The sequence below is a fragment of the Actinomadura madurae genome (assembly GCF_047130825.1).
Taxonomy (GTDB): Bacteria; Actinomycetota; Actinomycetes; order Streptosporangiales; family Streptosporangiaceae; genus Spirillospora; species Spirillospora madurae.
On record NZ_CP083237.1, the window covers coordinates 8999082 to 9019963 of the forward strand.

Annotated in this window: 18 protein-coding genes; 7 read left to right on the top strand and 11 right to left on the bottom strand. The window is 70.6% G+C overall.

Going from position 1 to position 20882, the window contains the following annotated elements:
- Positions 1 to 28: 28 nt before the first annotated feature.
- Both K8Z49_RS42110 and K8Z49_RS42115 read right to left on the bottom strand, forming a co-directional pair.
- Complete coding sequence (locus K8Z49_RS42110; protein ID WP_412516802.1) at positions 29 to 991, bottom strand: alpha/beta hydrolase; 963 nt, start codon at positions 989 to 991, stop codon at positions 29 to 31.
- A 73-nt stretch (positions 992 to 1064) separates the two neighbouring features.
- The gene (locus tag K8Z49_RS42115) at positions 1065 to 1865 is read right to left on the bottom strand and encodes an SDR family NAD(P)-dependent oxidoreductase (protein ID WP_412516803.1); all 801 of its coding nucleotides are present in this window, start codon (positions 1863 to 1865) and stop codon (positions 1065 to 1067) included.
- Between the two features lie 177 nt (positions 1866 to 2042).
- Between K8Z49_RS42115 and K8Z49_RS42120 the strand changes: the two genes are divergently transcribed.
- Positions 2043 to 2582 carry a nuclear transport factor 2 family protein gene (locus tag K8Z49_RS42120; RefSeq protein WP_021595614.1) on the top strand — a complete coding sequence of 180 codons (540 nt, stop codon included), beginning with the start codon at positions 2043 to 2045 and terminating at the stop codon, positions 2580 to 2582.
- Complete coding sequence (locus K8Z49_RS42125) at positions 2579 to 3544, top strand: LLM class F420-dependent oxidoreductase (protein WP_021595615.1); 966 nt, start codon at positions 2579 to 2581, stop codon at positions 3542 to 3544. Before K8Z49_RS42120 ends, K8Z49_RS42125 begins: the two co-directional genes overlap by 4 nt.
- Before the next feature lie 31 nt (positions 3545 to 3575).
- Here the strand turns inward: K8Z49_RS42125 and K8Z49_RS42130 are convergent, their stop codons facing one another.
- Positions 3576 to 4790, bottom strand: coding sequence for an MFS transporter (locus tag K8Z49_RS42130; protein WP_152564060.1), 1215 nt, complete (start codon positions 4788 to 4790; stop codon positions 3576 to 3578).
- Positions 4791 to 5122: 332 nt separating this feature from the next.
- On the opposite strand from K8Z49_RS42130, the gene K8Z49_RS42135 reads away from it, so the two are divergent.
- Complete coding sequence (locus tag K8Z49_RS42135; protein WP_412516804.1) at positions 5123 to 6499, top strand: MFS transporter; 1377 nt, start codon at positions 5123 to 5125, stop codon at positions 6497 to 6499.
- Positions 6500 to 6567: 68 nt separating this feature from the next.
- Here K8Z49_RS42135 and K8Z49_RS42140 read toward each other — a convergent pair whose 3' ends face one another.
- Positions 6568 to 7458: a TIGR03619 family F420-dependent LLM class oxidoreductase gene (locus tag K8Z49_RS42140; RefSeq protein ID WP_412516805.1), complete on the bottom strand. Its 891-nt coding sequence runs from the start codon at positions 7456 to 7458 to the stop codon at positions 6568 to 6570.
- Between the two features lie 180 nt (positions 7459 to 7638).
- Between K8Z49_RS42140 and K8Z49_RS42145 the strand changes: the two genes are divergently transcribed.
- On the top strand, positions 7639 to 9258 hold the full coding sequence (locus K8Z49_RS42145; RefSeq protein WP_412516806.1) for a long-chain-fatty-acid--CoA ligase: 1620 nt from the start codon (positions 7639 to 7641) through the stop codon (positions 9256 to 9258).
- Between the two features lie 54 nt (positions 9259 to 9312).
- Positions 9313 to 10143: an SDR family oxidoreductase gene (locus K8Z49_RS42150; protein ID WP_412516807.1), complete on the top strand. Its 831-nt coding sequence runs from the start codon at positions 9313 to 9315 to the stop codon at positions 10141 to 10143.
- A 173-nt stretch (positions 10144 to 10316) separates the two neighbouring features.
- Here the strand turns inward: K8Z49_RS42150 and K8Z49_RS42155 are convergent, their stop codons facing one another.
- Both K8Z49_RS42155 and sppA read right to left on the bottom strand, forming a co-directional pair.
- A complete protein-coding gene (locus K8Z49_RS42155) occupies positions 10317 to 10811 on the bottom strand; it encodes a flavin reductase family protein (RefSeq protein ID WP_024935901.1) in 495 nt (164 codons plus the stop codon).
- Entirely contained in the window at positions 10796 to 12499 is a 1704-nt protein-coding gene (gene sppA, locus K8Z49_RS42160) for a signal peptide peptidase SppA (RefSeq protein WP_412516808.1), read from the bottom strand. The genes K8Z49_RS42155 and sppA overlap by 16 nt, the downstream gene beginning before the upstream one ends.
- 96 nt (positions 12500 to 12595) lie before the next feature.
- Here sppA and K8Z49_RS42165 point away from each other — a divergent pair, with 96 nt between their 5' ends.
- The gene (locus K8Z49_RS42165; RefSeq protein WP_075022079.1) at positions 12596 to 13453 is read left to right on the top strand and encodes an NUDIX domain-containing protein; all 858 of its coding nucleotides are present in this window, start codon (positions 12596 to 12598) and stop codon (positions 13451 to 13453) included.
- Between the two features lie 7 nt (positions 13454 to 13460).
- Here the strand turns inward: K8Z49_RS42165 and K8Z49_RS42170 are convergent, their stop codons facing one another.
- From K8Z49_RS42170 to K8Z49_RS42180, 3 genes are all read right to left on the bottom strand, one after another.
- Positions 13461 to 13823, bottom strand: a complete 363-nt coding sequence (locus tag K8Z49_RS42170; protein WP_021598651.1) for an ACT domain-containing protein — start codon at positions 13821 to 13823, stop codon at positions 13461 to 13463.
- A 9-nt stretch (positions 13824 to 13832) separates the two neighbouring features.
- Complete coding sequence (gene glgB, locus K8Z49_RS42175; RefSeq protein ID WP_412516809.1) at positions 13833 to 16061, bottom strand: 1,4-alpha-glucan branching protein GlgB; 2229 nt, start codon at positions 16059 to 16061, stop codon at positions 13833 to 13835.
- Positions 16062 to 16439: 378 nt separating this feature from the next.
- Positions 16440 to 16655 (bottom strand): hypothetical protein, encoded by a 216-nt coding sequence (locus K8Z49_RS42180; RefSeq protein ID WP_075022077.1) that lies wholly within the window; start codon positions 16653 to 16655, stop codon positions 16440 to 16442.
- 224 nt (positions 16656 to 16879) lie between these two features.
- Between K8Z49_RS42180 and K8Z49_RS42185 the strand changes: the two genes are divergently transcribed.
- On the top strand, positions 16880 to 17638 hold the full coding sequence (locus K8Z49_RS42185) for a GntR family transcriptional regulator (protein WP_024935902.1): 759 nt from the start codon (positions 16880 to 16882) through the stop codon (positions 17636 to 17638).
- A 12-nt stretch (positions 17639 to 17650) separates the two neighbouring features.
- Here K8Z49_RS42185 and K8Z49_RS42190 read toward each other — a convergent pair whose 3' ends face one another.
- Positions 17651 to 19114, bottom strand: coding sequence for a maltokinase N-terminal cap-like domain-containing protein (locus tag K8Z49_RS42190; RefSeq protein WP_412516810.1), 1464 nt, complete (start codon positions 19112 to 19114; stop codon positions 17651 to 17653).
- Positions 19111 to 20862: a maltose alpha-D-glucosyltransferase gene (gene treS, locus K8Z49_RS42195; RefSeq protein ID WP_412521276.1), complete on the bottom strand. Its 1752-nt coding sequence runs from the start codon at positions 20860 to 20862 to the stop codon at positions 19111 to 19113. Before treS ends, K8Z49_RS42190 begins: the two co-directional genes overlap by 4 nt.
- Positions 20863 to 20882 lie beyond the last annotated feature (20 nt).

The following is a 20882-nucleotide window of genomic DNA, read 5'->3' on the forward strand; positions in this document are numbered from 1 at the left end:
TCACCCTCGGTTCTCGTCGATGCCGGCGTCAGTGTTCGCTTGCGGGCGCCCAGGCTCGCGCACGGGCGGCGAGCCAGTCCGTCGCCGCGGCGAACCAGACGGCCGAGTTGAGCTGCAGGTTCAGGTCGTGGCCCGAGTCTCGGAGCACGAACACCTCGAGCTGCGCTTCCGGCGCGTAGTACTTGGCCTCGGCGGCGCACACCGACTCCGCGGTGGAGCAGTCGACCGCGTCGGGTCCACACCAGACGATGTCGTGGTCACCGACGGCCAAGAGGACGGGCACGGTGACGCCGCGGGTCGTGTCGTCCGTCTGCCACCGTTCCAGGTGGGCCATCTCGCTGATCGACACCGTCTCCTTCAGCTCCTCGTCGAGCGCGATGACGGCGGGATCGGCGTTCTCGGCCAGGTAGAGCATCTCCGCGCGGGTACCGGGTTTGCTGGTCTTGTAGCCGTCGTCGAGGTGCGCGAACTTCGGCTCCTGCGAAGCCGCGTACGCGGCGATGTTCCCGCCCATCGCGGCGGCGCCGGCCGCGCTGGTGGTGTGCAGGGCGGAGGTGAGGATCAGGGCGTCGACGTCGCCGTGGACGGCGGCCATGCGGGACGCCACGAGCGTTCCGTAGGAGTGGCCGGCGAGGACGACCCGCTCGAAGGACCGGCCGAGGCTCCCGTCGCGCAGCGCGGTCACGAGCTGGTGGATCACGAAGACGTTGGAGTCCAGGTCGACCTGCGTGCTGTGCGGCCGCGTGCTGCGCCCGTTGCCGACGCGGTCGACGTTCAGCGTCGCGTACCCGTGGGAGACCATGTGGTCGACGTAGGAGTAGCGCTCCGGCTGGTACGGGAAGTCCCAGTAGGTGCCGTTGTACATCGCGCCGTGCAAGAGCACCTGGACGGCGGTGGGGCTGCCGCCGGGCGGCACGGACAGTTCGGTGTAGACCTCGTGCTCCGCCGGCTCTCCCGGCGTCAGGCTCACGGGAATGCGCAGCTCCCGCATTTCGATTCCCAGTTGTTGCTTGTGTCTCCGGTCCGGCTTCCTCATGTGAACTCCCGAATAGCCGTCGAATCGGTTACCATTTCAGCGAGACCCCGCCGTCGACGACGAGGTCCGCGCCCGTGATGTACCGGGCTTCTTCGCTTGCGAGGAATACGGCCGCCCAGGCGATGTCCCAGCCCGTGCCTCCCACACTCAAAGGCACCTCGGCCGCGCGCGTCCGCCACATCTGCTCGGTATCGCCGGAGTAGAGACCGTTCTCCCGGGCGAGCTTCTCGATGAGCGGGGTCTGCATCATGCCCGGCAGGATCGCGTTGACGCGGATTCCCAGCGGAGCGACCTCCACGGCGGTGGTCCTGGTCAGGTGCAGCACGGCGGCCTTCGACGCGTAGTACGCGGAATACGGCATGCCCATGTAGCGGATTCCGGAGATCGACGCGATATTCACGATCGCGCCGCTGTGCTGCTTGGTCATTACCGGAACCACGTGCTTCATCGTGAGGAAAGCGGACTTCACGTTCACGCTCATGACCCGGTCCCACACGGACTCGTCAAGATCCTGCACCGCACCGAACTCGGCGATGCCGACGTTGTTGTGCAGGATGTCGATGGTGCCGGTCGCCCGCTCGCATTCGGCGACCACGCGAGCGACGTCCTCGGCCCTGGTCGCATCCGCGGCCGCGGCGTAGGCCTTGACGCCCTCCACGCGGGCGAGGGACGCCGTCTCCTCGGCGGCGTCGCGGTTCACGTCCACGCAGAACACCGCGGCGCCCTCGCGTGCGAATGCGACCGCTGCCGCCTTGCCGTTGCCCCAGCCCGGACCTACCGAGCCCGCTCCGAAGACCAGTGCGGCCTTGCCTGCCAGACGTTCCGCCATGAGAAGTCCCTCCGAGCCGCGCATGCGGCGCCTCGATCGGAGGACACTGCCACGACCTATGAGATAGTGTCAACACTTAGATGTCCATAAGAGTGATCGCTGTCCTGTAACTCGTGGTTGCTCTGTATATGTGTTGACACTTACAGTTGTCTGAGTTGATCGAACGGAGGTCGAACCGTGGGTGAACCGGGGGATGCACTGACCGAGGTCGTCGCACAGCTGGCGATCAGGGACGTCCTGTACCGGTTCTGCCGAGGCGTCGACCGGGGTGACGCGCAAGCCATGTTCAGCGCGTTCCATCCCGGCGCGACCGACAGCCACGGCCCAGGGGGCCCGGAGCGGATCGTCCCGATGCTGGTGCGACGCTTCGACGAGACCCCACGCGTGGGCCAGCACCACATCACCAACGTCCACGCCGTGGTCGACGGCGACGTCGCCGCGGTGGAGAGCTACTTCCTGCTGTTCAACGCGCAGCCCGAAGAGCGGGGCGGGGAGCACGACCTGGTCGGCGGGCGCTACCTGGACCGGTTCGAGCGCCGGAACGGCGAGTGGCGGATCGCCGCCCGGCAGATCGTCGTGGACGTGGCGCGTTCCGCCCTCTTCGGACCGGATCTGACCGGCGCGCTGCCGTACGCCCCGGGTGGCCGTCGCGAGAAGGATCCGTCGGCCGCGCTGTTCACGCAGGTGCGAGACCAAGCGAGAGTCGAGGAAAAGTGAAGTTCGGAATCGCTGTGCTGCTGAAGTCGCCGGTCGCGAGCCGCGAAGCGCTTCAACGGATCGCCCAGACCGCGGAGTCCCTCGGCTACGACTGGGTCGGACTCAACGACAGGGTGGTCCACCCCGCGCGGGTCGAGTCGCGCTACCCGTACACCGAGTCAGGCGAGGTCGGCCCGCACTGGCTGAAGAAGGACGGCGAGGTGATCGCGAACTCGCTCGAGACGCTGGCGTCGTTGTCCTTCCTCGCCGGCTGCACCGAGAAGATCGGCCTCGCGACGATGGTGCTCGTCCTGCCGTACCGCCCGCCCGTGCTGGCCGCGAAGATGCTGGCGACCGCTGACGTCCTCTCGGGCGGGCGGGTGATCGCGGGGGTCGGTCCGGGCTGGCTGAAAGAGGAGTACGACGCGCTCCAGAACCCGCATTACGCGGCTCGCGGCAAGGTGCTCGACGAGTACCTCGCGGCGTTCCGGGTTCTGTTCGGCGAAGACGAGCCGAAGTTCGCCGGGGAGTTCGTCGACTTCGGCGGCATCGCTTTCGAGCCGAAGCCGGTGAACAGGAGGATCCCGGTCTGGATCGGCGGTGAGAGCAGGCGTTCCATCCGCCGGGTGGCGAAGTACGCCGACGGGTGGTGTCCCGCGACCACGTCACCTCGGGTTCCACTGGACACGTTGGAAGGGTTCACGACCGCCATGGGCTCGCTGCGACGAGCGTGCGACGAGGAAGGCCGGGACCCCGACGACCTCGACATCGTGCTGTGGCCGGGGCGCTTCCCGCGCGACGGGTCGCCGGACACCCGGGTGCCGTTCTACGGCGGCACCGCGTCCGCGATCGACGACATCGGCCGCTACGCCGACCACGGGATGACCGGTCTGACGCTCCATCTGCAGAGCGACGATCTCGACGAGACGCTGGAACAGATGCAGCGGTACGCCGAAGACGTGCTCCCGCATTTCCGAAGCTGACTCATCGGAATGCGAGCTCGAGGTCGGCCGCTCAGTCCTGGGCACGGGACGATCGAGCGTGGCTGACGACGCTCACCGCGCAGGCAAGGCCCACTGCCAGTGAGAAGAGCTGCACCGCGAGGATCAGGCCGACGCCCGACGAGAGGGCGCCGACCCCGACGACCGCCACCGTGACGCCGAGATAGATCGCCACGAAGAACATCGACATGATGTTTCCGCGGCTGTCACTCGGCGCCATGGTGCCGACCTCGCGGGCGGCTCCGCTGAACACCAGGCCGTGGCCGACTCCGGCGACGGCGGCCGCCAGCGCGCAGAGCACCGCGGAGGTGGCCGCGGCCGCGCCCGCGAGGATGCCCAGCCCGGCGGCGAGCAGGACGAGTCCGGAGATCTGCAGGGGCCGCGACTGACGCCTGCGTCCGCCGAGCTGGGCAAGGGCGGAGGAGGCCAGCATCAGGGCCTGGATGCCGCCGGACACCACGCTGTTGTCCGTGTGGAGGTACGTCCTGAGCAAGGATGGCGCCAGGGCGAGGAAAAGGGCCGCGACGACCCAGGCGAGCACCGCCGAGCCGCCGGCTCGGACGAAGGCCGCCCGGATGCTCGTGGGAACCGACGGCCAGCTGATCTTGACACGCCGCCCGCGTGCCGTCTTCGCCGCCGGGAAGCCGGCGGAGAGCCCCGCCAGAGCGACGAGGAGGAGCGCCACCTCCACCAGGTAGGACAGCCGGAGCGGTGCCGGGCCGTACTGCGCGAGCACGCCCACGCTCATCGGCCCCACCGCGGTCCCGACGCACGTCGCCAAGGTCGCCGCCAGTGCGGCTTGTGCGATGTCGGAACGCGGATGCGCGTCCGCGAGGGCGGCCGCCGCCGGGCCCTGGGCGGCTCCGACGGCCAATCCCTGGAGAGCGCGCCCGGCGAAGAGCCACCAGACGTTCCGTGCCGCGGCGAGCATGACCGCGGCGGCCACGGCGGCGACGATCGCGATGAGAAGGACCCGCTTGCGCCCGATGGCGTCCGAGAGCGGTCCGAACACCAGGAGCGCGGGCGCGATGCAGAGGGTGTAGGTGGCGAAGACGCCGGTCACGGTGAGCGGGGAGAGGTCGAACGCGTCCACATACCTCGGGAACAACACCGGAGGCATGTTGACGCCGATGGTCACGATGGTCAGGACCGACGCCGCCGCCGCGAAGGCCCACCATCCGCCGGCGGGCCCGGCGCCGACCCGCCGACCGAGTGTGGATTCAGGCACGGGGCGGTCGATCCGCCGGATCGGCCCCACGTCACACCGGGCCGGTGGATCGCTGGCACCGGCTGTTCGTCACTGCATCGCCCCTCTTCCGGACCGACGCCTCGCTCTCGCCGACATCATCCAAAAGTGTCAACATTTTCTCGCTCAGATTTCTATGTGACGTTGTTCATGCCTGCTAGAGTCGCTCTCAGACTCAAAGTGTCTACATCTTGCCTATCTCGACAGAGCCAAGTGTAGCAACTTATCCGCCTCGGGGGCGATCGCTGCTCGACCATGCCGGCCACCCAGCGTGGGGTCGCCTGGCGCCACGACCAAAGGAGGCGAGACGCACGATGTCGGTCCAGGAATCCATCGATCGGTCCCCGTTCTCGAGACGGCAGCTGTTCATCGTCGGTCTGTGCTTTGTGATCAATGCCGTGGAAGGCTTCGACATCTTCGTCATGGCCTTCTCGGCGGCGGGTGTGACCACGGAGTGGGGCCTCACCGGCTCGCAGCTCGGGATGCTGCTGAGCGCCACACCTGTGGGCATGGCGATCGGAGCCCTCTTCCTGGCGCCGCTCGCCGACCGCGTGGGCAGGCGGCCCTTCGTGATCTGGTGTCTCGTGCTCTGCGGAGCCGGGATGGTTCTGGCGGTGGTGGCGCCGGGCTACGGTGTCCTGCTCGTCGCGAGGCTGCTGACCGGCCTCGGCATCGGAGGCGTCTCCGCGGGCTTGCCCGTGATTCTCGCGGAGTACACGCCGCAGCGGCGCCGAGGGACGGTCATCGCGTTGTACGCCGCGGGGCCCTCGTGCGGCGGCGTGATCGGCGGGGTGGCCTCGGCGTTTCTGATCAGCGCATACGGCTGGCGCTCGCCGTTCGTCGTCGGCGCGGTCGCGACGCTCGTGCTCATCGCGGTCGTGGTCGCGAGCATGCCGGAGTCGATCACGTTCCTGCTCGCCCGCCGCCCGCGCAACGCGCTGGCCGACGCGAACCGGCTGCTGGCGCGGATCCACCAGCCGGAGCTTTCCGAGCTGCCCGCCCGGGCGACCGCCCGCGAGTCGGCCGGAAACATCCGGGCCGCCGTGCTCGGCCGCCGGGCGATCACGAAGACGCTGCTCATCTGGATCGTCTTCTTCTGCACCCAGGCGGTGTACTTCTTCGCCAACTCCTGGACCCCCAAGCTGCTCCAGTCGAGCGGTGCGTCCGCGGGGCAGGCCGCGCAGTCCGGCATCCTGCTCAACGTCGGCGGCATCATCGCGACGCTTCTCTTCGCCGCGTTCGCGCTCAAGCTCAGCACCAGGCTGCTCAGTGCCGCGGCGCTGTTCGGGGCCGCCGGTTCGCTGCTGCTGATGAACGTGGTCTTCGGGAACCTCAGCGGAGTGCTCATGGTGGCCATCCCGCTGGGCCTGTGCATCAACGCCTCGATGGCCGGGATCTACGCCATCGTCCCGGACCTCTACCCGGCGCTGATCCGGACCACCGCGGTGGGCTGGGCGATCGGCGCCGGTCGGCTCGGGGCCATCCTCGCGCCGCTCCTGGCCGGAATGCTGCTCGACCGGCACTGGACCGCGGGCAACCTGCTGGTGCTGTTCACCGCCCCGGCGGTGGTGGCCGCCCTCGCGGTGCTGGCGGTGACCCGGGCCCGGCGGCCCGAGCGGCGGCTGCCCGAGGCCGGCACGCCCGTCCCGGTGACCGTGCAGGCCGACGGCGGCTCGCGCCCGGCCCGCTGACCCGCTGACGAAAAGAGCTCGGGGCGAACGCGATTCACGCGTTCGCCCCGAGCTCGGCTTCGCGGCGGTCAGGAACCGAGGCGGGCCACGACGTCGGCCCAGGTGTCGAGTCTGCGGAGCACCTCGTCCTCGGCCACCGGGGGGCCGCCGAACAGGAACCGCTCGACGCCCATGTCCCGGTAACGCTCGATGGTGCCCAGGTCGACGCGGACGTCGAGGACGTTGGTGATGAACGTGCGACCGACCTCTTCGGACTTGCTCGCGAGGAACATGATTCCGGCCTCGATGTCGTCGATGGTGGGGCGGGCTCCTCGGCCCGCCACCGGCATCCAGCCGTCGCCGACGGCGACGATGCGGTCGAGCGTGGCCTCTGAGTGTCCGCCGAACAGCACCGGCGGATGGGGCCGGGTCGCGGGCTTGGGGAAGCTGCGAACCGGGTCGAAGTCCACCACTTTGCCGTGGTACTCGGCCTCTTCGTGGGTCCAGATCTGGATGGCCGCCTCGACCGTCTCGCGCATCGCGAGCCACCGCTGCCTGCCACCGACGCCGTGGTTGCGCATCTCCTCGACGTTCCACCCCGGCGCCACGCCGCAGATGAACCGGTCGGGGCCGATCACCGCCTCCAGGCTGGACACGGCCTTCGCGAAGCTGATGGCGTGTCGCTGCGACGCCAGCGCCACCCCGGTCCCGACCACGAGCCCGGGGGAGGCCGTGGCCGCCGCGGCCAGGCTGATGAACGGGTCGAGCGCGTTCTCGTACCAGTCCGGCACGAACATCGGATCGTCGGTGGTGGCCTGGTCCGCATGCGAAAGCCCGGCCCACGGAGTTTCCCGTTTCACCGGAATGTGGCTGTGCTCGGGCACGAAGAGAGCCTGCAGGCCGCGGCTCATGATCTCCTTGCCGAGCTCCACGGGGCTGATCGTGTAGTCGGTCGTATACGAGACAACTCCAAATTTCACCTCACCGAAGGTAGCCACGTCATCGGGTAAGTGTCAACTCTTTCGGGAGGTGACTGACCGCCGTTCACGCCGGTGGGACCAAGAGACCAGGCAGTATCTGAGTGATCTCTTCCAAGGTGTTGACACTTGAGGTAGTGTCGACAACGAACAGTGAGCCGGAGGTGGTCCATGAGAACAACGATGTCGGAACAGCCGCTCAGTGTCGTCACCATCCTCGAGCGCGCGGAACGGCACCACGGCCACAAGATGATCACCACCGCCGTCGGGCGGGCGAGGGAGCGGATCGGCTACTCGGACTGGGCCGGCCGGGTCCGCCGCGTCGTCTCGGTGCTGGACGCCCTGGGGGTCAGCGCCGGGGGGAGGGTGGCGACGTTCGGCTCGAACACAGCCTGCCACCTCGAGGTGTACTACGCGGCGCCGTGCTCGGGCCGGGTGATCCACGCACTCAACCCGCGGCTCGAGGCCGACGAGCTCTCGTACCTGATGAACCACTCCTCGGACGAGGTCGTCTTCGCCGACCGTGCCCTGCTGTCTCGCCTGCTCCCGGCGCTGGCGACGGCTTCCAGCGTCAAGCACCTCGTGCTCTTCGACGGGGACGGGCCCCAGCCGGGCGACCCGGGTATCGGTGACCTGGGCTGGATCGACGTCCACGCGTACGACTCGTTGCTGGACGCGGCATCTGCCGGAGAATTGTCCATAGTGGACGAAAGGCACGCGGCGGCGGTCTGCTACACCAGCGGAACCACCGGAAACCCGAAGGCCGTGGTGTACAGCCACCGGTCGATCTTCCTCCAGCAGATGTCCCTGATGGCGAGGGACTCGATCGGGATCGGTGAGGACGACGTGGTGATGCCCGTCGTCCCCATGTTCCACGCCAACACCTGGGGGCTCGTCCACGCCCCGCTCGCCACGGGCGCCGCACTCGTCCTGCCGGGCGCCGACCTGTCCGGTCCGGCGCTGGCCGACCTGATCGTCCAGGAGGGAGTCAGTGTCACCGCCGGGGTGCCGACCATCTGGACCGCGGCGCTGCCGCACCTGTCCGGCCGGGACGCCTCGTCGCTGCGGGTCGTGATGAGCGGCGGCGCCCCGGTCCCGACAGCGCTCAGCGAAGGCTACCGGCGCACCACGGGCGTTCCGCTCACGAACGCCTGGGGGATGACCGAGACCTCCGCGAGCGGGCCGGTCAGCACACTGCGCCGCGAAGAGCGGACTCGCTCCGAGGAGGAGCGGGCGCGGCTGCGCACGTCGGCGGGGCGCACGATGTTCGGCGTCGACGCCCGCATCGCCGACGACGCCGGGAAAGTGCTCCCCTGGGACGGGGAGAGCACCGGCGAGCTGCAGTGCCGGGGCCCCTGGGTGACGGCCGGGTACTACAACGACCCCCGGGGCCGCGACGGGTTCACCCCCGACGGCTGGCTTCGCACGGGCGACGTGGCCAAGATCGACCCGGACGGGCGGGTCTGGCTCGTCGACCGCGCCAAGGACATGATCAAGTCCGGCGGCGAGTGGATCGGCTCGGCGGAGATCGAGAACGAGCTCCTCACGCATCCGCAGATCTCGGAGGCCGCAGTGATCGGCGTGGCGTCGGCCAAATGGTCGGAGCGGCCGCTGGCGTGTGTCGTGCTCAAGCCCGGGGCCACCGCGGACGCCGCCGAGCTGAGCAATTTCCTCGGCGCGTCGCTGCCCAGATGGAAGATCCCGGACCGCATCGTCTTCGTCGAAGAAATCCCCAAGACCAATGTCGGCAAATACTCGAAGCGCGAGCTGCGCGAAATGTTCGCCGGAGTGGTCCTGCCGTGACCATGCGCATTGGCAATCATTTGTACGTTGATCGAACGCGACGGAGGGTATCCCATGGCTGACCCGACAGATCTGCTCTCGCCCACGCTGTTCTCCGGAAAGACCGCTTTTCTCACCGGCGGCGGCAGCGGAATCAACTTGGGAATCGCCGCCACGTTCGCGCGACTCGGCGCCGCGGTCGCGATCTGCGGGCGGTCGCAGGAGCGGCTCGACGGAGCCGCCGGAAAGCTGCGGGGGCTCGGTGCGAAGGTGTGTGCCGTGGCCGCCGACGTTCGCGACCCCGCCGCCGTGACCGACGCGTTCGCCAGGAGCGCCGACGAGCTGGGGCCGGCGTCGGTCGTGGTCGCCGGGGCCGCCGGCAACTTCGTCGCGCCGGCCGAGAAGATCAGCCCGAACGGCTTCCGGACCGTCGTCGACATCGACCTCCTCGGCAGCTTCCACACCGCCGCCGCCGCGTTCGAGCAGCTGCGCGAGACCCGGGGCACCCTGTTGTTCATCTCGGCCGCGCAGGCGTCCGTGCCCTTCGCGTACCAGGCGCATGTCGGCGCCGCGAAGGCCGGTGTCGACCACCTGATGCGAAACCTCGCCCTCGAGTGGAGCCGCTACGGCATCCGCTGCAACTCCATCGCCCCTGGGCCGATCGCCGGCACCGAGGGGATGCGCCGCCTCGAACAGGCCGCCGACAAGGACACCTGGCTCAAGATGATCCCCCTCGGCCGCTACGGTGCCGCCGAGGAGATCGGCGTGATGGCCTCGGTGCTCGCGTCACCGCTCGGCGGCTTCGTCACCGGCGCCCACGTCGTCGTGGACGGCGGGCAGGGGCTCGTGGGCTCCTCGACCTTCAACGAGGCCGTCGCGGCAACGCTCAACGCCTCGACGCCCTGACGCCGATGCTGGACCCGTGCCCTGCGGGTAGTGGAGGAAGCGACACCGTGGCGCCCGCCGGCCGGCGCCGCGCCCATCGATGTCGCCGTGGCCATGGAGAGCTCTCGACCGCACCACTCGCCGACGCCGGCTGGGTGCTCCAGCTGTTCGGCGAGCGCCGCGCGATCGAGGGCTCACGCCGATGTGACGTAGCGGCGGTTGACTCTTATCAGGGGCTTCCGATCCCCGGCGGTGTAGTCCGTGGAGAGGACCTCGGCGGCGAAGAGGGTGTGGTCGCCCGCCTCCAGCGTCTGGCGGGTTTCGCATTCGAGGGCGGTGACGCCCGTTTCGGGGATCAGGGCGTCCGTGCGGGGGCCGCGGTGGTGGGGTTCGGCGGCCAGGAGGATGCGGGCGCTCGGGCGGCCCTCGCTGGCGAAGCGGCCGGCGAGGGCGCGCTGGGAGGTGGACAGGATCGTCGCCGCCCAGCGGCTCTGGCGGGTCAGGACCTCGGTGAGGTAGGAGACCGTCGCCACGCTCGCCAGGACCATCGGGGGGTCCAGGGAGAGCGACATGAACGAGGAGATCGTCGTGCCGAGGTCGTCGCGGCCGTCGCGGACGGTCAGCACGACCACGCCCGTGGCGAAGCCCGCGACGGCCTCCGCGAACTCGCCGCTCAGCGGATCTCCCAGGTGCCCGGCAGGGTGAGGGGGCCGGCGGAGGGGAGGCCGAGGCGGGCGGCGAGGCCGGACAGCGAGCCCCACGCGTCGAAGCGCGCGGACGCGGCGGCGCGGTCCTCGCTGGACTCCGGCGGGCGCAGCCGCTCCAGCGGCGAGCTGTGCGGGTACACGCGGACCGGGGCGTCGGCGGCCAGGCCCGCCTTCTTGCGGGCGATCTCCAGGGCCGTGTCGACCCCGCCCAGCTCGTCGACCAGGCCGCGGTCCCTGGCGTCCGCGCCCGTCCAGACGCGGCCCCGGGCCAGCTCGTGGACGCGCTCGCGGGACAGCTCGCGGCCCTCGGCGACCTTCGCGGTGAAGTCGTCGTAGATCCGGTCGAGGGAGGCGTTGACGCGCTCCCACTCGGAGTCGCTGAAGTCCTTGGTGGCGCTGAACATGCGGGCGTGGTCGCCGTCGGCGACGGAGCCGAGGCCGATGCCGACGCGCTCCAGCAGGTCGTTCACCACGGCCTTGCCGACGACGACGCCGATCGAGCCGGTGATGGTGCCGGGCTGCGCGACGATCGTGTCCGCGGCCATCGAGACGTAGTAGCCGCCGGACGCGGCGACGTTGCCCATGGAGACGACCACCGGCTTGCCGGCGCGGCGCGCGAGCACCACCTCGCGCCAGATGGCGTCGGACGCGACCGCGGAGCCGCCGGGGCTGTTCACCCGGAAGACGATCGCCTTGACGCGGTCGTCCTTCACGGCGGCGCGGAACGCGGCGCCGATCGTGTCCGCCCCCATCGCGGGGCCGGAGTTCGGCAGCGGCCCGCCGCGCCCGCTGCGGCCGAGCCGGATCGGGCCCTGCCCGTTGATGTAGGCGACGACGTCCTGCCTGCCGGGCTGCGGGATGCGGCTCGCGAGGCCGTGCGCGCGGTTGTAGCGGGACACGAAGCGCAGCTGCGCCTCCTCGCCGAACTCCTCGCGCAGGTCGCCGTACACCTCGTCGCGGTAGCCGAGGCGGTCGACGAGGTTCTCCTCCCGGGCCTCGGCGGCGAGGAGGGGGCCGCGGTCGGTGAGCTCGCGGACCTTGTCCTCCGGCAGGCCGCGGGCGGCGGCGATGCCGGCGGTGATCTGCTCGCCGAGCGAGGTGACGAGCCGCTGCGACGACTCCTCGTGTTCCGGCGTGTACGTCTTCTCCATGAACGTGTTCGCCATGGTCTTGTACTCGTACCGCTTGGCGAACCGCGGCCGGACGCCCGCCTTCTCCAGGGCGCCCGCGAAGAACGGCTCCTCCAGCGCGACGCCGGTGAGGCCGACCTCGCCGGTGGGCTGCAGGTAGATCTTGTCGAACCCGGTGGCCAGGTAGAACGGGACGGTGCCGCGGCCGCCCTCGCCGAACGTCTCCGCCCACGCGACGGTGAGCTTGCCGGCGTCCCGCATGGCCTGGACGGCCTCGCGCAGCTCCTGGGCGAGGGCGAGGCCGACGGTGCCGGTGACCTTCACGACGAGGGCGCGCACCCGGTCGTCGGAGCGGGCGCGGCGCAGCCCGTCCAGGACGTCGCGCAGGCTCGTCCGCCGCATCGACAGGATCGCCGAGATCGGGTCGGACGGCGCGGTCTCCACGATGCCCTCGGTGAGGTCCAGTTCGAGGATCAGCGGGGCGGTCCGCCGGTCGCGGGCCTGTTTGATCGCGTTGACGACTGTGCCGGGATCAACCATGCGCCCCAGCCTATGCGCTCGCCGGCGGCGGCCCCAGGGCGCGACGGGACGGCGGTGCCCCGTCCGTCGCGCGCGTCCGGCGCTATCGTCGGACCCATGGGTGACGGGGACGGCTGGGCGAACTGCGGGCAGGGGCACACGCACTGGGGACGGTTCGGCGCGGCCGGCCTGCTGGCCTACCACCGCGACGCCGGCGGCCAGGTGTGGATCCTGCTCCAGCAGCGCGCGTGGTGGGGGCTCGGCGGCGGGACGTGGGGCATGTTCGGCGGCGCCCTGCACAGCCACGAGGACGCCGTCACGGGCGCGCTCCGGGAGACGTCCGAGGAGTGCACGCTCGACACCGGAACGGTGACGGTGCACGGCACGAGCGTCGAAGACCATGGCGGCTGGTCGTTCACGTCCGTGATGGGGTCGCTGACGAAGCGCGCCGATGTGAGGGCCGCGTCGAGGGAGACGCGCAGAGCGGAATGGGTGCGCGTGGAAGAGGTCACCGACCGCAAGCTGTTCGAGCCGTTCGCGCGCTCATGGCCCCGCCTCCAGGGCGCCATGACGAACGTCGTCCTGGTCGTGGACGCGGCCAACGTCGTCGGAGCCCGCGCCGACGGCTGGTGGAAGGACAGGGTGGGGGCGAACGCGCGGCTCCGCGACGACCTGAAGAAGCTGGACGGCGGCGTGCGGGGGCTGCCGGACGGGCTGTTCCCGTTCGACCGCTGCTTTCCCGAGGTCGTGCTGGTGGTCGAGGGCGCGGCGCGGCGCGTCGCGGACGAGCCGTCCGGCGGGGTGCGGGTCGTCGCCGCGCCCGGCAGCGGGGACGACCAGATCGTCGACCTCGTCGAGCGGGCCGGCCCCGGCGCGCACCACCTCGTGGTGACGGCCGACCGGGAACTGCGCGCCCGCTGCGAGGCCGCCGGGGCCGCCGTCACCGGCCCGCGCTGGCTCCTCGGACGCCTCTAGTCCCCGGTCAGTCCCCGACGCGGTGCCCGGCGTCGCGCAGCGCCGCCGTGGCCTCCTTCAACCGGTGCTCCGGGACGAGAACCAGGTCGGCGTGGTAGGTCGAGGCGACGAAGACGGACACCCCCGCCTCGGCGAGCGGGCCGACGATGGCGGCGAGCATGCCCGGAGTGTCCAGGCTGTGCTCCGTCTCGCCGTAGAAGCCGACCCACCGTTCCGCCTCGGAGAAGGGTGACGCGTCCCGGACGACGGTGAGGCCCTCGGGCGCGCGCACCATGGCGATCCACTCGTCGTCCTCCGGGAGCGTCGCGTGCGGCAGATGCTCGACGGTGAACTGGCCGGGGACGATGTTCAGGCGCTGCGCGACGGTCATCCCGTCACCCTATTCAGGGACGAGCCACACCGCTCCGAGCGGCGGGACGCGCATCACCGTGGACGCGGGAAGCCCGTGCCACGGTTCACCGGACGCCTCGACCCGGCCGAGGTTGCCGACGCCGCTGCCGCCGTACTCGAAGGCGTCGGTGTTGACGACCTCGTGCCAGCCGCCCTCGCGGGGAAGCCCCAGCCGGTAGTCCTCGTGCGGGGCGCCCGAGAAGTTGACGACGCACGCCATGACCGGCGGGTCGCCGCCCTGGGACGTCCCGTAGCGCAGGTAGGAGAGCGTGTTGCCGCCCGCGTCGTTGCCGTCGATCCAGCGGAACCCGTCGTGGTCGCTGTCGCGCGTCCACAGCGCGGGTTCGGCCTGGTAGGCGTGGTTCAGCTCGCGGACGAGCCGCTGCAGCCCGAGGTGGTGGGCGCCCTCGGCGGCGTTCTCCAGCAGCCACCAGTCGAGCGGGCGCTCCTCGGCCCATTCGGCGCCCTGCCCGAACTCCTGCCCCATGAACAGCAGCTGCTTGCCGGGATGCGACCACATGTAGGCGAGCAGGGCCCGCAGCCCGGCGAACTGCTGCCAGGCGTCGCCGGGCATCTTGCTGAGCAGCGACCCCTTGCCGTGGACGACCTCGTCGTGCGACAGGGGCAGGACGTAGTTCTCCGAGAACGCGTACACCAGCGAGAAGGTGATCTCGTTGTGGTGGTAGTGCCGGAACACCGGCTCGTGGCGCAGGTATTCGAGCGTGTCGTGCATCCAGCCCATGTTCCACTTGAACCCGAACCCGAGCCCGCCGAGATGGGTCGGGCGGGACACCCCGGGCCATGCCGTCGACTCCTCCGCGATCGTCATGATCCCGGGGTTGCGCTTGTAGACGGTCGCGTTCATCTCCTGGAGGAAGGAGATGGCCTCCAGGTTCTCGCGCCCGCCGTAGATGTTGGGCGACCACTCGCCCTCCTTGCGCGAGTAGTCCAGGTACAGCATCGAGGCGACGGCGTCCACGCGCAGCCCGTCGATGTGGAACTCCTCCAGCCAGAACGACGCGTTCGCCACCAGGAAGTTGCGGACCTCCGCGCGGCCGAAGTTGAAGACGAGCGTGCCCCAGTCGGGATGCTCCCCGCGCGCCGGATCGTCGTGCTCGTACAGCGCGGTGCCGTCGAAACGGGCCAGGGCCCACTCGTCCTTGGGGAAGTGGGCCGGCACCCAGTCGATGATGACGCCGATACCCGCCTGGTGGAGGCGGTCGACGAGATGCCGGAAGTCGTCCGGGTTCCCGAACCGTGCCGTGGGCGCGTAATAGGACGTCACCTGGTAGCCCCAGGACGGGCCGTAGGGGTGTTCGGCGACCGGCAGCAGCTCCACGTGCGTGAAACCCATGTCGCGCACGTACTCGGTCAGCTCCTCGGCCAGTTGCCGGTAGCCGAGCCCGGGACGCCACGACCCGAGATGCACCTCGTACACGCTCATCGGCTCGTGCAGCCAGTCGTGGTCCTTCCGGGCGTCCATCCACTCGCCGTCGGCCCACTCGTGGGACGAGGTGAAGACGCGCGACGCGGTCGCCGGCGGGCGCTCGGTCGCCTGCGCCATCGGGTCGGCCTTGGTGCGCCACACCCCGTCCGCGCCGAGGATCTCGTACTTGTAGCACATGCCGTCGCCGATGCCGGGGACGAACACCTCCCAGACGCCGGTGGAGCCGAGCGAGCGCATCGGGTGGGCGCGGCCGTCCCAGTGGTTGAAGTCGCCGACGACCCGGACGCCGCGCGCCGTCGGCGCCCACACCGCGAAGGCCGTCCCGTGCACCGTGCCGAACGCGGACGCGTAGGAGCGGACGCGGGCGCCGAGCGCCCGCCACAGCTCCTCGTGGCGCCCCTCGCCGATCAGGTGCAGGTCGAGCTCGCCGAGCGTCGGCAGATGCCGGTACGGGTCGTCCTGGACCGTCTCGACGCCGTCCCCGTAGGTGACGGCGAGGCGGTAGTCCGGGACGGCGAGCGGCGCCGCGCGGTCGTCGTCGCCGGCGAGGGACGAGCCGGCCGGCAGCGTCCCGGTGAACAGGCCCTGGTGGAAGTGGCGCAGCGGATGCCGGTCGCCGTTCGGCAGGACGACCTCGACCTTCTCCGCCATCGGCCGCAGCGCCCGGACCTGCGCGCCGTCCCGGCCGGGATGCGCCCCGAGGACGCCGTGCGGATCGTGGTGGTCGCCGCCGACGAGCCGGTCGATCTCCGCGCGCGTCACCCGTGCCATGAGCTCATGGCCTCCCGTCACTGAGTCCTTTACCCAATGGGGTGCCCCGAGAAGCGGCGGTCTCACATGGCGCGCCCACCTGTTTCCGCGAGCTTGAACGGGACCGCGAGCGAAGATCGTCGATCGGGAGGCGGCGGGAGGGTCCGGAGGAAGGGGTTGCGACCGCACGGGCGGCACGACTCTTCGTCGTGGGGTCGCGCCGAATGCGCCGTCCGTGCGGTCACGTCTTCTCGCCCCAGGGGTGACATCGACCCCACCGCCCTGGGCTCCACTCCTGTGTCACCTGAGCGACACAGGTACCTGCCGTACCGGAACGTCCCGGCCCGGTCCGCCCCCGCTCGCGGACCGGGCCGCGCCGTTCCCCATGTGGTCCTTTCGTCACTCGCCGTGCTCCCCGCGCGTCTGGTCGAGCAGGAGCCGGCGAAGCCCCTCCGGGTCGTCGGCGGCCACCGTCATCGCACATCCCGCCTGTAGCTGGGCGTCGGTGAGGTCGCCGCTGCGCGTCGCATACCACCGGCCCGCGTCGCTGCGCCACACCTGCCAGCCCGGAAAGTCCCCCTCGATGGCCGCCTTCAGATCCTCGAAGTCGCCCATCAAGGTCGTCCCTTCCCCGAGGCCGCTCTTCTGTATACAAAAGTCTTACTCGGTCTAAGAGGTGTCAAGCTGTCCGTAAGCGGACCGTGCCCCCGCGGATAGCGCGTGAAAGGTATGGATGACCGGAGGGCGGAGCCAGGATCGAACGCCGAGTCGAGCCGGGTTCGAACGCGGCGCCGAGCCGGACGAGGGTGGGGCACGGCGGAAGAAGGGAGGTGACGCCGGTGCCGGATCGTCCCGCCTACCTGCGCATCGCCGACACGCTTCGGGAGGGGATCCGGGACGGCAGCCTTCCGCCCGGGACGCGGTTGCCGACCATCGCCGAGCTGTGCGACGCCCACGGCGTCTCGGAGATCGTCGTGCGGCAGGCCATCGCGCTGCTGCGCGGCGAGGGCCTCGTGGAGACCCGCCGCGGGGGCGGCACGCTCGTCCGGGTCGTCCCGCCGGCGCGCCGGGTGGCGATGGACCGGTACCGCGCGGTGACCCGCCCGATGGCGGTCCCCGAGACGACGTTCACCCGCGACCAGAACATCGGCTGGGCGGAGTACCGGCTCGACAGGGAGTTCACCCGCGTGCGGGCGGACGACGAGCTGGGCGCGCTGTTCGAGCGGCCGACCGGGATCGAGCTGCTGCGCCGCCGGTTCGTCTTCTATGCGCGCGGCGAGCCGCAGCAGATCTCCGTCAACTACCTGCCGTGGGACCTCGTCGGCGACACGCCCGTCTCCGACCCGGCGCGCGAGCCGTGGCCCGGCGGGACCCTCGCGCAGCTGGCCTATCTCGGCCACCCGCCGACCCGCGTCGAGGAGTCGGTCCGCTCCCGGATGCCGACGCCCGAGGAGGCCGAGACGCTCCGGATGACCGGCGGGGTGCCGGTCCTCGCCATCACCCGCAGGATGCTGTCGCGCGCCGACGTCATGGAGGTCTGCCGCGACATCGTGCTGCCCGCCGACCGGGTCGTCCTCGACTACTCCATCGACCTGTGACGCCGCGGCGGGTCAGCCGGCCAGCCGGGCCAGGGACCGCAGCGGGACGGGCAGCCAGGCCGGCCGGTTCGCGGCCTCGTAGCGGATCTCGTAGACCGCCTTGTCGAACTCGAACGCCCGGACGAGCGCGGCGTGCGCCGCCGGGTCGGGCCCGCCCGCCGCCGCGTAGCCGGCGCAGAACGCCGCCCGGTTCCGCTCCGCCCACGCCTGGGCGCGCTGTTCGAGGACGTCGGCGGTGTGGGACGGGAGGTCGGCGTCGCGCACCAGCAGGAAGCGCGCCGCGTACTCGAACGAGCGGAGCATGCCGGCGACGTCGCGCAGCGGGTGCGCGGGGGCCCGGCGCTCGTCGGGCGTGCGGGCCGGCTCGCCCTCGAAGTCCAGCAGCGTCCAGCCGGACTCGGTCCGCAGGACCTGGCCGAGGTGGTAGTCGCCGTGGACGCGCTGGACCGTCAGCGGCCCCGCGTCGGCGGCGACCTCGTCGAACACCGCGCGGATCGCGTGCGCGTACGGGCGCAGCTGCGGCACGGCGGCGCTGACCTGGTCGAGCTGCTCGTTCATCGCGAACACGATCTCCCGCAGCAGCCCGGGCGGCGCCTGCGTCACGCCGAACGCGTCCGCGAGCGCGCGGTGCACCGCGGCGGTGGCGGCGCCGAGCCGCTCGGCCTCCGCGGCGAAGTCGCCGCCGGCCTCGCCCGCGTCGGCCGCGGTCGGGCCGCCGTCCGCCGTGGGCGGCCACGGCTGGGCGAGCCAGTCCCGGACGCTGGTCAGCGCGAGGTGCCAGCCGTCCGTCGCGGTGCGCAGGAACTCCGACAGCAGCGCGAGCGTGACGGGCTCGTCCCCGGCCGGGCCGGAGACCGCGTGCGCGCCCGGTTCCAGCTCGATCCAGCCGTGCACGGCCGGGACGTGCTCGCAGCCCTCCCGGGACAGCGCGAGGTTGATCTCCAGATCGGGGTTGACGCCGGGGGACAGGCGGCGGAACAGCTTGCAGATGTAGGCGTCGCCGAAGATCAGCGAGGTGTTGCTCTGCTCGGCGGCGGCCGGCGCGGCGTCCAGGTCCGTCCGGATGCCGGTCCCGGGCGCGCGGTGGAAGCGCAGCGGCCCGATCGTCCGCTCGTCCGCCATGTGCGCCAGGAGCGGGCGGGTCAGCCGCGGATCGTGCGCGCCGTCGTAGACGTGCCCGGTGATCCCGTGCTCGCGCCCGTCCAGCCGGCCGATCGCGTGCGGCTCCAGCGCCTCGGGCAGGTCGCGGCGGACGCCGAGGAGGACCTGGTAGTGGTCGGTGCCGGTGTTCTGGCGGACGTCGATGACGAGGTGGTGCAGGGCGGGGTCGCCGGGGAGGAGTTCGGTGGCGGTGGTGATGGCCAGGTCGTCGATGGGGCCGTCCTTGCCGCCGAACCACCGCTGCCGGGGCAGCCAGCCGGCGAGGAGCCGGGCGAGCGAGGTGTCGGACGGCGGGTAGGACGGCTGCACGGTCACGTCACACCTTCTCCCGGTTCGGTCTCCTCGGGCGGAGGCGCGAGCAGGAACCAGTAGAAGCCGTGCCCGGGAAGCGTCAGCAGATAGGGCAGGTCGCCGATGGCCGGGAACTGGACGCCGCCCATGCACTCGATCGGGGCCGACCCCCGGAAGCGCCGCAGGTCCAGTTCGACGGGCTGCGGGAACCTGGACAGGTTGTTCACGCACAGGACCGTGTCCATGCCGCCCCACTGGTTGGCGTCCGCGCCGTTGATCTCGCGGGTGAAGGCCAGGACGGAGGGGTTGGAGGCGGACAGTTCGACGTAGGAGCCGACGCCGAAGACGGGGTGGCGTTGGCGGATCTCGATCATTTTGCGGGTCCAGTGCAGGAGGGATCCGGGGTTGTTGGCCTGGGCTTCGACGTTGACGGCTTGGTAGCCGTAGATGGGGTCCATGATGACGGGCAGGTAGAGGCGGGCGGGGTCGCAGTGGGAGAAGCCGGCGTTGCGGTCGGGGGTCCATTGCATGGGGGTGCGGACGGCGTCGCGGTCGCCGAGCCAGATGTTGTCGCCCATGCCGATTTCGTCGCCGTAGTACAGGACGGGTGAGCCGGGGAGGGAGAGCAGGAGGGCGGTGAAGAGTTCGAGTTGGTTGCGGTCGTTGTCCAGGAGGGGTGCCAGGCGGCGGCGGATGCCGATGTTGGCTTTCATGCGGGGGTCTTTGGCGTATTCGGTGTACATGTAGTCGCGTTCTTCGTCGGTGACCATCTCCAGGGTGAGTTCGTCGTGGTTGCGGAGGAAGATGCCCCATTGGCAGGAGTCGGGGATTTTGGGGGTTTGGGCCATGATTTCGGAGATGGGGTAGCGCTGTTCGCGGCGGACGGCCATGAAGATGCGGGGCATGACGGGGAAGTGGAAGGCCATGTGGCATTCGTCGCCGCCGGCGGCGGGGTCGCCGAAGTATTCGACGACGTCGGCGGGCCATTGGTTGGCTTCGGCGAGCAGGACGCGGTCGGGGTAGAGGCGGTCGACTTCGGCGCGGACGCGTTTGAGGTAGGTGTGGGTTTGGGGGAGGTTTTCGCAGTTGGTGCCTTCGCGGGCGTACAGGTAGGGGACGGCGTCCAGGCGGAAGCCGTCGATGCCCAGGTCGAGCCAGAAGCGGAGGTTTTCCAGCATGGCGTCTTGGACGGCGGGGTTGTCGTAGTTGAGGTCGGGTTGGTGGGTGAAGAAGCGGTGCCAGTAGTACTGGCCGCGCACAGGGTCGTAGGTCCAGTTGGAGGATTCGGTGTCGATGAAGATGATGCGGGCGTCGGGGTAGCCGGTGTCGTCGTCGGCCCACATGTAGAAGTCGCCGAAGGGGCCGTGGGGGTCGGTGCGTGAGGCCTGGAACCAGGGGTGTTGGTCGGAGGTGTGGTTCATGACCAGGTCGGCGATGACGCGGATGCCGCGGGCGTGGGCTTGTTCGATGAGGTCGACGAAGTCTCCGAGTTCGCCGAATTCGGGGAGGATGCGGGTGTATTCGGCGATGTCGTAGCCGCCGTCTTTGAGGGGGGATTGGTAGATGGGCAGGAGCCAGAGGCAGTCGACGCCGAGCCATTGCAGGTGGTCGAGTTTGGAGATCAGGCCGCGCAGGTCGCCGTAGCCGTCGTTGTTGCTGTCGGCGTACCCGCGGACCGACACCTCGTAGAACACCGCCGTCTTGAACCAGTGCGGGTCGCGCGGCGTCTCCGGGCTGAACGCGTCCGGGACGGGCTCGGACGTGGCCGGCACGGCGTCGGGCGGGATTTCGG